The 13066-nt window shown below is 35.2% G+C and carries 14 protein-coding genes; 5 read left to right on the top strand and 9 right to left on the bottom strand.

What is annotated here, in order from left to right:
• Positions 1 to 7: 7 nt before the first annotated feature.
• The 5 genes from ligA to ACYQ19_RS06815 form a co-directional block, all read right to left on the bottom strand.
• The gene (ligA, locus tag ACYQ19_RS06835) at positions 8 to 1978 is read right to left on the bottom strand and encodes an NAD-dependent DNA ligase LigA (RefSeq protein WP_459978687.1); all 1971 of its coding nucleotides are present in this window, start codon (positions 1976 to 1978) and stop codon (positions 8 to 10) included.
• 40 nt (positions 1979 to 2018) lie between these two features.
• A complete protein-coding gene (locus tag ACYQ19_RS06830) occupies positions 2019 to 3038 on the bottom strand; it encodes a hypothetical protein (protein ID WP_459978686.1) in 1020 nt (339 codons plus the stop codon).
• A gap of 35 nt (positions 3039 to 3073) precedes the next feature.
• On the bottom strand, positions 3074 to 3772 hold the full coding sequence (locus tag ACYQ19_RS06825; protein WP_459978685.1) for an outer membrane lipoprotein-sorting protein: 699 nt from the start codon (positions 3770 to 3772) through the stop codon (positions 3074 to 3076).
• 98 nt (positions 3773 to 3870) lie between these two features.
• A complete protein-coding gene (locus ACYQ19_RS06820; protein ID WP_459978684.1) occupies positions 3871 to 5079 on the bottom strand; it encodes an ABC transporter permease in 1209 nt (402 codons plus the stop codon).
• 1 nt (position 5080) lies between these two features.
• Positions 5081 to 5752 (bottom strand): ABC transporter ATP-binding protein, encoded by a 672-nt coding sequence (locus ACYQ19_RS06815; RefSeq protein WP_459978683.1) that lies wholly within the window; start codon positions 5750 to 5752, stop codon positions 5081 to 5083.
• 63 nt (positions 5753 to 5815) lie between these two features.
• Between ACYQ19_RS06815 and ACYQ19_RS06810 the strand changes: the two genes are divergently transcribed.
• Both ACYQ19_RS06810 and ACYQ19_RS06805 read left to right on the top strand, forming a co-directional pair.
• Positions 5816 to 6154, top strand: coding sequence for a hypothetical protein (locus tag ACYQ19_RS06810; RefSeq protein WP_459978682.1), 339 nt, complete (start codon positions 5816 to 5818; stop codon positions 6152 to 6154).
• A complete protein-coding gene (locus ACYQ19_RS06805; RefSeq protein ID WP_459978681.1) occupies positions 6151 to 6699 on the top strand; it encodes a YqiA/YcfP family alpha/beta fold hydrolase in 549 nt (182 codons plus the stop codon). Before ACYQ19_RS06810 ends, ACYQ19_RS06805 begins: the two co-directional genes overlap by 4 nt.
• Here ACYQ19_RS06805 and ACYQ19_RS06800 read toward each other — a convergent pair.
• Entirely contained in the window at positions 6686 to 7702 is a 1017-nt protein-coding gene (locus ACYQ19_RS06800; RefSeq protein ID WP_459978680.1) for a GNAT family N-acetyltransferase, read from the bottom strand. The two genes, ACYQ19_RS06805 and ACYQ19_RS06800, sit on opposite strands and share 14 nt — an antisense overlap.
• Positions 7699 to 8862, bottom strand: a complete 1164-nt coding sequence (locus ACYQ19_RS06795; protein ID WP_459978679.1) for a M20 metallopeptidase family protein — start codon at positions 8860 to 8862, stop codon at positions 7699 to 7701. Before ACYQ19_RS06795 ends, ACYQ19_RS06800 begins: the two co-directional genes overlap by 4 nt.
• A gap of 22 nt (positions 8863 to 8884) precedes the next feature.
• On the opposite strand from ACYQ19_RS06795, the gene ACYQ19_RS06790 reads away from it, so the two are divergent.
• The 3 genes from ACYQ19_RS06790 to ACYQ19_RS06780 all read left to right on the top strand — a co-directional run bounded on the left by ACYQ19_RS06790 (position 8885) and on the right by ACYQ19_RS06780 (position 10809).
• Positions 8885 to 9370, top strand: coding sequence for a class I SAM-dependent methyltransferase (locus tag ACYQ19_RS06790; RefSeq protein ID WP_459978678.1), 486 nt, complete (start codon positions 8885 to 8887; stop codon positions 9368 to 9370).
• Between the two features lie 58 nt (positions 9371 to 9428).
• Positions 9429 to 10526, top strand: a complete 1098-nt coding sequence (dapE, locus tag ACYQ19_RS06785; protein WP_459978677.1) for a succinyl-diaminopimelate desuccinylase — start codon at positions 9429 to 9431, stop codon at positions 10524 to 10526.
• A gap of 64 nt (positions 10527 to 10590) precedes the next feature.
• Positions 10591 to 10809: a succinyl-diaminopimelate desuccinylase gene (locus ACYQ19_RS06780; protein WP_459978676.1), complete on the top strand. Its 219-nt coding sequence runs from the start codon at positions 10591 to 10593 to the stop codon at positions 10807 to 10809.
• Here the strand turns inward: ACYQ19_RS06780 and ACYQ19_RS06775 are convergent.
• Positions 10806 to 12278, bottom strand: coding sequence for a type VI secretion system Vgr family protein (locus ACYQ19_RS06775; protein ID WP_459978675.1), 1473 nt, complete (start codon positions 12276 to 12278; stop codon positions 10806 to 10808). The two genes, ACYQ19_RS06780 and ACYQ19_RS06775, sit on opposite strands and share 4 nt — an antisense overlap.
• A gap of 9 nt (positions 12279 to 12287) precedes the next feature.
• The gene (locus tag ACYQ19_RS06770) at positions 12288 to 13064 is read right to left on the bottom strand and encodes a hypothetical protein (protein WP_459978674.1); all 777 of its coding nucleotides are present in this window, start codon (positions 13062 to 13064) and stop codon (positions 12288 to 12290) included.
• Positions 13065 to 13066: the final 2 nt, after the last annotated feature.

The raw sequence follows: 13066 nt of genomic DNA, 5'->3' as shown, positions 1-13066 counted from the left end.
TCAATTTTTAAACATTTTCCCCAATGAGTTTCCACATTTCTTCTTCTCTCAATAAGTTTACTCCGAGTTTTTTCGCTTTTTCGTATTTGCTTCCGGGATCTTCTCCGTAAATTACGAAATCCGTTTTTTTACTTACGCTGTTTGTTACTTTCGCGCCGGCGTCTTCCAAGATTTTTTTAATTTCACTTCTCGGCTTGCTCATTGTCCCTGTAAGCACAATAGTTTTACCGCTAAATGGTGTTTGTTTAATCTCTTTTTTTTCAGGGTTTTTAGGTTTTAATATTTCAATGAGTTTTTCAATTTTTTCTCTGTTAACCCTTACGTATTCGGCAATGGATTTTACCATTTCAGGCCCGAAACCTTCTATTTCTTCAAATTCCTCAGGGTCGTGTTTGTAAAATTCCACACCGAATTTTTCACATATTTTTTTACTCGCCACTTCCCCTATATGCTCAATTCCGAGCGCATTTACAAACCTCCAGCACTCAACCCCTACTCTGCTTTTTATAGCGTTTACGAGGTTTTGGGCTTTCTTCCTTGCAAACAGGGGCAGTTTTTCCAAATCTTCTACTTTTAATTTAAATATATCTGTAATATCTTTTACAAGTCCGTGTTCGTAAAGCAGTTTCGCCACACTTTCACCAAGCCCCTCTATATCAAGGCAGTTTTTGCTTGCAAAATAAATAATCGTATTGACAACCCTTGCGGGACATGAAAGATTTTGACACTTAATAAGAGCCCCCTCATCCAATACTTCGGCACCGCATACCGGACAATGTGTCGGACGTGGAATCGGTTTTTCATCTCCCTTTCTTTTCCATGCAAGAACTTTCGTAATTTTAGGAATCACATCACCGCTTCTTATAACTATTACATGATCCCCTATTCTTATATCCATTCTCTCAATTTCGTCAAAATTGTGAAGGGTTGCCCTCTCAACTATAACACCGCCTATTTCAACAGGTTTTAGCACTGCAACAGGCGTTAATACCCCGGTTCTTCCCACCTGAACGACAACATCTTCTATAATTGTTTCTTTTTCAACGGCCGGGAACTTATATGCAACCATCCATCTCGGATATTTTTGCGTATAGCCTAAAATATCGTGATATTTTATTTCATCTATCTTTACAACCATCCCGTCAAGCATAACTTCAAAGCTGTCCCTGAGTTCCACAAACTCTTCATATTTTTTTTCAACGCAAGGAATATCTTTACATACGCCTCTTTTAGGAGGTTCTTTAAACCCGAGAGAATATATGTAATCCATAAGTTCGCTGTATTTTTCATAACTTAAAGAGTTAACACCAACACCCCACGGATAAAAAATTAGCGGTCTGCTTGCTGTAATTTTAGGATCAAGCTGTCTGAGGCTCCCCGCCGCGGCGTTTCTCGGATTGGCAAACGTAGGTTCCCCTTTTTTTATTCTCTCTTCATTTAATTTGTCAAAATCTTTTTTCTTAATAACAACCTCTCCCCTTATTTCGATAAGGGATTGTTCTTTAATTTCAAGGGGGATTGAATTGATTGTTTTTGCATTTAGCGTTACATCTTCGCCTATTTCGCCGTCACCTCTTGTTTCTGCCCTTATAAGTTTGCCGTTTTCATATACCAGATTCAAACTCGCCCCATCGAATTTTGGCTCGATATAAAAACTGAAATCGCTGTGTCCGAGTATTCTTTTGACCCTTGAGACCCAGTCTAAAAAGTCGTTTTCGTTAAACACATCCTCCATAGACCACATACGGCTTAAATGTTTTGCTTTTTCAAAGCCTTCCAGAACAACGTCACCGACTCTTTGTGTAGGTGATGACGGATCAATTTCCTCAGGATGGGCTTTTTCATACTCTTCAACTTCATGGTAAAGCTTATCATATTCTTCGTCCGTAACTAAAGGGTTATCCAAAACATAATAATAATATGCCCATTTTTTAAGGGTTTCAACGGCTTTTTTATATTCATTATGATTTTTAATCATTTATCTCTCCGTTTTTGTTTTGATTATAACAAAAAGAAGATTAAAAATAGTAGCGAAGAGAGATTTTACTCTGTTTTTGTTTGGTAGAAGTGAGGTATTCTGCAGTTAAAACAAAATTGTTTTTAAAATCGTAGCTTCCTCCGATTAATAGTGAATTCATATTTTTGGTATAGTTTCTTATTCCGGTAATATAAGCCGTCAGATAGTCAATATAAAAATCTTTTTTTGAAATTTTAGTATATGCGAACTTGTTTTTATTCCAGTCTTTATACCATTCCCCCGTAACACTGAAATCATACTCGCTTGCATATTTAAATCCTAAAAGGTATGAATTCTCGCTTTTTTCATCATAGGCATATTCTCCGTGCATTTCAAGTTCCGTCATCAAATTAAAGGAAAAATCAACCCCGTATCTGTCGGGATACACATTACTTTTTTCAAACATAAAATCGATATCGGTATTTTCATAAAGCATATAGAGTTTAGCACCCCAGTTTTGTGATTTTTGCAAATCGGAATTAAAGGCATTTGATGATGGCATATAGATTAAATCAAGAGAATAGTTTTTAATATTGCCGTTTAGTGTGTCTATTGTTTTCAAATGAACAAGTTCATAGCCTTGTTTGAGATCTTCCGGATACAGAGGGTTTTTCGGACGTGTAAAGAAACTAACCGCCGAATATGCATATCCTTTGCCCCATTTTAAAAGCTCTTTTCCGATTGTGATATTTTTATTCACATCCCCGTATTTAACGTAAAGTTCGTTTACTATGCCGTATGTTGAAGTATCGTATTTGTCGGTTGTGTAATACCCGCTCCAGTTTCCTTTGAAATACCATTTATCTTTTTTATAATCACCCTCAAAATTAAGCTCACTCTTAAATTTCGTATATTTTTCCTTATTGTCAATATAATAAATTTCAGGTTTTATATAACCCGAATAGCTGTAAGGTTTGTCAATATCCCCTAAATCAAGAGAGATGTCTATGTTATCCAAATCCCCGGCCGCTAATGCAAAGCAGGATAATGTAAATAAAGGAAAAAGATATTTAAATTTCATTCTCAATTCTCCATTCTTAATTCTTCATTCATAATCTATTTTCTGATTTCATTCAGATGCGGCATAAATTCAAGCGTAAAATATTCGTCTTTAAGCTTTCTCGGTTTAATCTTAGCCCAAATCATAATACTTTTATATCCCTTTTGAAGAGGCGAGGTCGTCTGCATAACCGCGGGTCTTACTATTCCGTTACCAAAATCCGTAATTTTCCCGTATTCAATCGTTTTAATCAAAATCCCCCCGGCATAACAATCAAGCCTTAGAGGAAGTTTTCTTTTAAGATCTATTTTCATAACGACTTTTTCATAAGTTACATCTTCGTTTTTGGCTTTTAGGTAAAGAGTATCACCCACCTGTTTTTCTATATCGTATTCAACTGCGTAATCAACCCTTAAAATATCGCTGTTGTTAAACACTCCACCCGTTACGCTTTGGGCGGACGCAACCCTCAAAGGTTTTGCTATTCCCGGAATATAAAGCCACATATTGTCCCCGAGCCTCAAAAGCGCCCTGCCGTAGTCGCTTTTTGGTTTTAAAAAGAGATTTGCTATTTTATCCTTGTCTTTTTTAATCATCCACATAAGAAATTCTTTTTTGCTGCCGTCTGGTTCTATGTTTATAAGCTTTTTATACGCTTCAAAACTTGTAGGATTTAAATTTTTATCAATTTCTTCAAGTATGTTTCCCGCTAACAAAAACACGGGAATCAATACTGCAAACAATAATTTTTTCATATTCTATCCTTAACTTTTAATTTTTCACTTTCACCCCGCCACTTTTCAAGCGGCCGGGTTCTTTTCGTTCATTTTCCATTTTCCATTTTACATTGTATTTAACTTCTAAGCGCATCTATAGGTTTCAAACTGGCAGCTTTAAATGCCGGATACAGACTTGCAATTACTGCAATAACCACAACCATCACACCTACACCTACAATGCTTTTATAGTCAATCACGGGTACCAAAAGCAGATTGCTCTGTCTACCAAAATTATAATGAATATCACCTATAATATACACAAAAGCGATACTCAAAACAACACCTATAAAAAATCCGAAAACACCAAGCAGCAGCCCTTCGTTTACAAACATTGAAACGATAAAGCTTTTAGGCGTCCCCATAGCTTTCATGGTTCCTATCTGTTTGATTCTTTCATACACACTCATAATCATTACATTTAAAATCGACACAAGCACAATGGAAATAAGAATAATTTCAATACTGAACATCATCAAATCAAGCATTTTTATAATATTCGCAAAAGGAGAGAGTTTAATCCACGTATGCACTTCAAGTTTAGGTTTTTTAATACTTTTTACGAATTTTACAAGTTCTTTATTGGCTTTTTGTAGCATATCGGGGTTTTTGAGTTTTATTACTATTTCGTTTATTTCAGGCTTTTTAATTCTTAAAAGTTTCCTTGCGTCTTTTAGGTTTATGTACCCGTCCCTTCCGCCGGGACCCGAAATTATACCCACAATACCGCTGATTTTAAGCGTTTTTGCGTTCATACTTCCGTTTTTGTTGGTAGCTACAAGCACTACAACATCCCCGATTTTAAGTTTCAGTCCTTTAGCAATAAGTTCTGGTATTACGATTTCACCTTCTTTTGGAAGGTGTCCTTTAAGTCTTTCTTTTAAAAGAGGTAGTGTTTTTGCTTCCATTTTAGGGTCTATCCCGTTAAGCCTTATATTTGTAGAGTCGGTATAGTTACTTATCATACCCCCGAATTTCAGTCTTTCGCTGTATGAATAAACTTCAGGCATTGAGTTTAGTTTTTCTTCAATTTTTTTAACGATTTTAGGGCCTAAGTTTTTATCAAGCGGCAACGAATCAAGACTTGATACGTATCCTTTTTTGTGAATTTGAAGTTCACCCATAACGCTGTCGGTAATCTGCGCTATCATTGAATTTTTAAAGCTTTCAGCATACGTAATGTAAAGCACCACAAACACCACGCCTATTGCTATAAGCGAACCCGTAAGGGCAGTTCTTCTTCCCATCCTGACGAGGTTACGAAACGCTATTTTAAAACTTTCCATTTTATTTCCTTTCGTCTTTTATTATTTTTCCGTCCTGCAGATATAAAACCCTGTCAACCTCGTCGATAAGATGCGTATCGTGTGTTGAAAAAATAAAAGTGGTGTTGAATTCTTTTTGCATTTTTCTCATAAGCTCAATCACCCTGTGACTTGTTACGCTGTCAAGGTTTGCGGTAGGCTCGTCCGCCAACACTATCAAAGGATCCGTAACAAGCGCCCTTGCCACTGCAACTCTTTGTTTCTGTCCGCCGGATAACTGATCGGGGAATTTATTTATCTGATCGCTCATACCTATGTCTTTAAGAAGATTTTTTACTTTTTCGTCGTCTTTTCTTTTATGTATTACCTTAAGAGGAAAATTGACGTTTTCAAATACATTAAAAACCTCAATCAGGTTAAAATCCTGAAAAACATACCCCAAATGGTCGGCTCTGAATTTCGTAAGTTCTTTTTCATCCTTTTTTGTAATATCTACACCGGCAACCTCGACTCTTCCCTCATCTGCCCTGTCAAGCGCGCCGATAATATTTAAAATCGTGGTTTTACCGCTGCCGCTCGGGCCTATTAAAGCCACAAACTCGCCTTTTTCAATCTCAAGGTCAAGCCCTTCTAAAACCTTAACCTCAATTTCCCCCATTTTATAGGACTTATGGACGTTTTTAAGTTTCACCATTGCAAAGCCTTTTTGTTATAATTAAAACATTACAACATAAACCAAATCTAAACAAGGACAAAAATGAAAAAATTTTTAATATTTATATCCGCCTTTTTTATAATCACGGGATGTACACAGGAGCAGCAAAACAAAATAGGAAGATCCATTCAAAACATAACCGGTGTTAACGGCGTCGTGGACATATACAGCGGCGGAAAGCTCGTTATGAGGTTTTTAAAAGTGGACAAACTGACTACGGCACACGGCACAGATGACAACAAACCGCGCCCTTACAGGTTTGCATACGGATATCTTGACAAAAATTTCAATTATAAAGTGGACCCTGATGAAAAGAAAAAACTCTATTTTGAAGTGACAAACTACGAAACTTATATATTTTACGAAAATCCGGTGCAATGAAACAGATAATTTACATTCACGGATTCGGAAGCTGCGGGCTTGGCAACAAAAGTAGAGCCATTAAAGATTATTTTGATATAAAAACATTAACACCCGATTTGCCCCCTTCGCCTAAAGATGCACTTAATCTTCTTGCCGGTTTAATAACACCCCGGGCAATTTTAATAGGAAGTTCACTCGGCGGTTATTATGCAATATACCTTGCTGAAAAATTCTCACTTAAAGCCGTTTTGATAAACCCGTCGCTCAAACCCTATAAAACACTGAAACCTTACATCGGAACACAATACAGGTTTTGCGACAATAAAGCGTTCGAATGGAAAAAAGAGTATTTAAAAGAACTAAAAAAATATAAAATCAAACCAAAAAGGGGTAAATACCTTGTTCTTCTGCAAAGTGGCGACGAAGTTCTAAATTACAAAAAAACACTGAAAAAATTTAAAAACCGCCCCAATGCCAAAGTAATAGTCGAATACGGCGGCAACCACAGATTTGAGAATATTAGCGATTATCTGTGTATGATCGAAAATTTCATAAACGTCTAACCCTTTTTTTATCTTTCCTTACAAATTTTGAAAGAAACCTGCAGTATTCGCTATAACAGACATTTAACCTCTCTTCAACATTATGGGTGTTTTCATATTGAAGTCTTAAATAGTCGTATCCGTTATACCTATACCACAAAACTCCGCTGTAAAAAAACTTTTTTTTGTTTAAAAACTCCGTTATTTCATTAATTTCTCTCGTATGTAAATTGATATCGGCATATATCATTTCACCTCTTAATTTCGCTTTTGCAAAAAGAATTTCAAATCTTTTTTCAAAGTTTTTTACCTTCCCTTTAATTATTATTCCGGAAATTTTCAAAAGTCTGTTCTCCCACAATTCCAAAGAGTTTTTAATAACCCTAATATTCGTTTTTACAAGTTTAAAGCCCGCTTTTTTGTATCTTTCAATAATTAGTTTTTTGTATATTTCCGGTGCAAAAACCGCTCTTTTGCCTGTTTTGAATATTTTAAAGCTTACAAGGGTTCCCGAGCGTTTTTCAAATTTTATATCCTTTTGTGCAACCCACGACGCCACTTCCCCAAGCTGCAGTGCGCTTTCCACCATTCCCTGTTTTAAATTAGCTTTTTGTGAAAACGGATGAAACATAATAGCTTCCCCATAAATTGCATAAAGACCTAAATTTTTCGCTTTTTTTATCAAATAATCGAACATCTTGTTCATAAGACCCCTGCCTTTAAAATCCGGGTGAACGACAACGGCGCTTATTTCCCCGTTATATACGTCATTTTTAGTAAGCAAAAACTGGCCGACAACCTTTCCTTCAACCTCGGCCACCACCGGATAATATTTTTTACTTTCACTCATTTTCACCCATGTGTTAGGATCATAAAAACTTTTTTTATAATAAGTATTATCATAATTCGCCCTGAAAAGTTCTACAACATCATAAGCATCCCGAGGTTCAATATCCCTGATGACTGCGTCTATTTCCTCTTTTATGACAAAAAAAGGTGAAGATATGCCCGTGTGTCCTTTCATTTGTATTCCTTAACGATATTTGCAAAAATTTTCGCCCCTATTATCAGACTCTCTTCGTCTATATCGAATCTTGGATGATGCTGAGGATAACAGGTCGATTTTGATTCATTACAGCATCCGAGCCTGAAAAAGGCGCCTTTTACAACTTTCAGGTAATTTGCAAAATCCTCCCCTCCCATTACAGGAAGCTTTAAATCAATCGGTTTTGCTACCTTTTTAGCAGCTCTAACAACCAAATCAACCATTTTGTCGTGATTGATAAGTTCGGGATTTCCAAAGTAGTATTTAAAATTGTATTTAGCGCCCATTGCTCTGCATATTCCAGCAGTTGCCTCTTCCATCATCTCTTTTATACTCTGCCTAACGGCATCGTTAAGTGTTCTTACCGTTCCGCTAAGTTTTACGTGATCACATATAATGTTAGCCGCTTTTCCCCCTTCAATCGTTCCGAACGATATTACCGCAGGATGGAGAGGGTCTATTCTTCTGCTGACAATGTGATTTACGGAATCCACAACCATCGACGCGGTAAGTATAGCATCAACCCCTTCGTGAGGTCTCGCTCCGTGAGCGCTTTTTCCAAATATTTCAATTTCAAAGCTGTCGGCACTCGCCATCATTTCCCCGTATTTGTATCCTATTTCGCCGGTTTGAAGGTAAGGATACATATGAAGCCCGAAAATAGCATCAACATTATCCAAAACCCCCTCTCTTATCAAATCCTCGCTTCCACCTTCCATAACCTCTTCTTTATGCTGGAAAATCCCTCTGATATTGACAGGCAATTTGTTTTTGTGTCTTTGACATGCAATTAAAAAACCGGTTAAAATAGCCGTATGCCCGTCATGTCCGCATGCGTGCATAATTCCTTTTTTTCTTGAAGCGTATGGAATGTGATTCTCTTCGGTAATAGGAAGAGCATCCATATCCGCTCTTAAAGCAATTGTCGGAAGTTTTGCATCAACCTTTAAATCCACAACCATTCCTGCAAAACTATCAAAAGTCCGAATTTCTTTTATTCCTTCATTTTCCAAAATCTCTTTTACGTAATCCCGGGTGGGATACTCTTTACCGGAGAGATCTGGATACATATGAATATGGCGTCTTATTTCTATGATTTTATCTTTTAAATTTTCAATTTCGGATATAATTTTTTTCATAATAGCCCCTTAAAGGAAATATATGATTGAAGAAAAACTAAAATGGAATGAAAAATATAAAACCCTAACTTCCAAACCACCAAGTGAATTGCTTAAATTTATCCCTCTTGCTAAAAAAGATAAAAAAGCCCTTGATTTGGCAGGCGGACTCGGAAGGAACTCCGTCGAGCTTTTCAACAAAGGCTACAATGTTACCCTTCTAGACATAAGCGACGTTGCAATTTCCAAAATCAATCATCCCAAAATCAAAAAAATAAACCTTGACCTTGATACTTATATTATACCACAAAATGAGTTTGATGTAATCATAATGATTAAATATTTCAATTTAGAAATACTCAAGCAAATTCCAAAAGCACTGAAAAAGCACGGGTTTTTTATATTTGAAACAATTTCCAAATATCCCATAGGCAACGAAGAGTTTTTTGAAATTTTCAAAGATTTTGAAATTATATATTTCACCCAAAAACCTTTCAGGTTTGTCGGAAAGAAAAATAACGATGTCTGATAAATTACATTTTTTTCCATTCGTTATAATATAATTCCAAAAATCATAAAGGATTAAAATGAACGTTATCGACCTTTTTAAGAAACTTCTAAGTTTTAAATCCATAACGCCTAATGATGATGGCAGTATGGAATTTATAAAAGAATATTTAAATGGTTTTGAAATAATTGAGAGTGAAAAAGAAGGGGTTAAAAATCTTTTTATTTATAAAAAATTCGGTGAGGGGGATCATTTATGCTTCGGAGGACACATTGACGTTGTTCCACCAGGTGAGGGATGGGAAAGCGATCCTTTTACACCAACGGAAAAAGACGGCTACATATACGCAAGGGGAGCTCAGGATATGAAAAGCGGGCTTGCCGCGTTCCTTTGGGCTATGAAAAACGCTAAAAATTTCAACGGAACTTTAAGCGCACTTATTACAAGCGATGAAGAAGGAGATGCGGTATGGGGAACAAAATACATGCTTGAAATTTTAAAAGAAAAAAACCTGATTCCCGATTATGCAATAGTGGCCGAACCTACATGTGAAAAAGTTTTCGGAGATGCAATTAAAATCGGAAGACGCGGTTCAATCAATGGTGTGCTTAAAAAAATAGGCCTCCAGGGACATGCGGCATACCCTGAAAAATCAATTAACCCTATACACAAAGTCGCTCAGGTCTTACATAAAATAGCGGGTGTGGATTTAGATAATGGTGACGAATTTTTTGCACCGAGCAAATTTGTGGTAACGGACATAAGAGCCGGAATGGAAGTTACAAACGTAACACCTGGTGAGCTTAAAATGATGTTTAACGTTAGAAACAATACACATACCGACAAGAAAAAAATAGAAGAGTTTATACATCGCTATTTTAAAGATATGAACTATACGCTTGAGCTTAAACAAAGCGCCGAACCTTTTATTACCAATCCTGATACAAAGGTGGTAAAAGCACTTGATAAAGCTATTAAAAAAGAAACGGGCATCACACCTAAGCACTCAACCGCAGGCGGGACAAGCGATGCGAGGTTTTTTGCAAAACACGGGGTTAAAGTAGTTGAATTCGGTGTTAAAAATGATACTATTCATGCACCGAATGAGCGCACAACACCTGAAGAGGTTATAAAACTTGCCGATATATTCAAAGACGTAATTGAGGAGTGGAAATAACAAAATGTTATTTTAAGAAAAATTTAATCTTCCAAGTGTTATAATTAAAGAAAAAAGGCGAGGTTTGAGAAAAGTTTACGAACTCAAAAAAGGGATGCAGATTTTAGTGGATGATGAGATACTTGAATTTGAAGAAATAAGAGGAGATAAAGCTATATTTTACAACAGCTGGGGTATTGAAATCGAATACCCGGATTATCTTGATATAGACGAAATAGGTATTTTAATTACATCCGAAAATATAAAAGAACAACACTCTCTCTCAACCCCTTCTCTGTTTTAATGAATTTTTATAAAACTTTTACCATCACCTGATATAAACTGAATTAGTTTTTTTTCATCATCCATTATAAACCTCATATTTTCTTCAGACCTGATTACATTTTGCATTGCGTTTTTCATCGATACGACATTTGGATTTAAAGGATTTGGAAGTGAACCGAGTATAACAGGCCTGTCAGGATCACCATGGACAAAAGCAACCGCTACTTCACTTCCTTTTTTAAGTGGAAAATGAAATCCTTTATTTCCACCACCTGCAGGTTGCATTAATCTTATCCAGCAGGAAGCTTTTCCGTTTTGCCTAGATTTTGTATCAAAAGGCATTATTACTTTATATCTGCCTTCATTATCGATATATGGTGTTTTTTCTGTTTCCCCGTCTATTTTTGCTAGTAAAACGCCATTAATTTTAGGTCTTCTTGTTAAAAACTTACGTCTGTATTGCTTGCTGTTTTTGATCATTTCAAATTCAACATTAAACAAATTAATCTTATCCGTTACAAAAGTGTCACCAACCCCGCTTTTTTTTGCTAAAAGAATGATAAAATAATCTACATACTCATCTTTATAATGATTTTCAAGTTTATAAACATACCCTGGATAAATATTTGGAATAGTGGCTTTGGCTGTAAATAGTTTTGAATAAACATCATAACCCTCACCTATTATTTTTGCAAGTTTTTGCCCCTCTTCCAATGTTTTAAAATGTTGTTCATAAACATATATGTCCCTTGAGCCTTTTTCGTTTATTGTTATTTCGGTCTGTAAATTATAAGAAGGTTTTTCGGGATTGTAATCTTTTATTTTCACATTTCTGATTTCCCTTTTGTTTTTAACACTAAGTTTCTGAAGAGATTTATATATATTTTCACCTTCAACCCCTGAAACCGGCGAATAATACATAATATTGTTATAAGGAAAATTCGGATTTGAATATTTGCTGTCTACAAAAACAACCTTTTCTTTTTCACCTTGCTCAAAATAAAAATATATCCCTTCCCTCTCACACCATCTGCTGATAAAATCAAAATCGCTCTCCTGATATTGACACACATACTCTTTTTTTTCATATTCATTAATAAGATTAAATTCATAATCGCTGTTGTTAAACCCGTATTGGGAAAAAATTTCTTTAAATATATCTACAATGGACTTATCTAAAAAAACTTCCGAATCTTTATTTATACTCATCTGAAAGATTCTCGGTTTAAGTATTATTTTATAATAATAAAAATCCTCTATTTTCCCCATCTCTTCAAATTCGGCAACAATTCCGTTTATTTTTTCCGTATTGTGTAAAAATTTCATTTCAAAAAGAGCCTCTTGCATCAATATTTCATCATCTTCTATCAATGTTTTACTGATAAGTTCTATTTCATACCTGTAAATTTCACTTATGGCCTCATATGAAGAAAACCTGACGACCTGAAATTCAACGGGGATGTTTTTTAATTTAAAAAAATACTTCATATAAGCTCCTTACTTATCTATTTTTATATTACTTGATGATATTATAGTTACACCGCTTAAAATTTTCGTTGCTACATGTGACACATCCATTATATTTTTTGCTATTTCATTTGAATTTTCACCTATTTGACGCAACGCCCCGTTAATACTTGTAACCTTGTTTTCTATAGCTGAAACCCTTGATTTAATAACTTCATACAGACTGAAACATATTTCAGAAGATCTGTTAATTGTTTCAAGTTTGGTTTTAATATTCTCTAAATAGTTTTCAATAGCTTCTTTATATTGGTTGAAAAACTCTTCCGAATTTATTATATTATCAAAACGCTCATCAATAATTTGTGTATATTCTTCAATTAACGAATCTATTTTTTCATCAACCATAACAAGGAGTTGCTCATAAAGCTCATCTTGTGAATCAACAACAACATTTCTTTGTTTAATTATCTCAATCTGTTCTTCTATCGCTTCTATATATTCATTTTTCAATTGAGTTTCTTCTTGAATTTCTTTTATATGTTCACCACGCTTTATTCCAAAAATCACATCAGCTGAAAATTCACCCTTTGTAATATTTTTACTATTTTGTTGAGGCTCTTCTCCCTTCTTTTTATAAAATGGTCTATTGTATTCTTTTTTTTTTGCAAGAGCTCCTTCTACACTCAAACCTACCACCATTTCCGTTTCAAACACAGCTGTTGTAGCGATTTTACCCATTACATTTACATCCAGCCATCCTTTTGAAAACACTTCTATTCCAAAATTTTCTTTTGAAAAATCAGCCATTT

Source organism: Nautilia lithotrophica (assembly GCF_054656815.1).
Note: the sequence above shows the minus strand (reverse complement) of the source record. Positions and strands in the feature narration are given on the sequence as shown.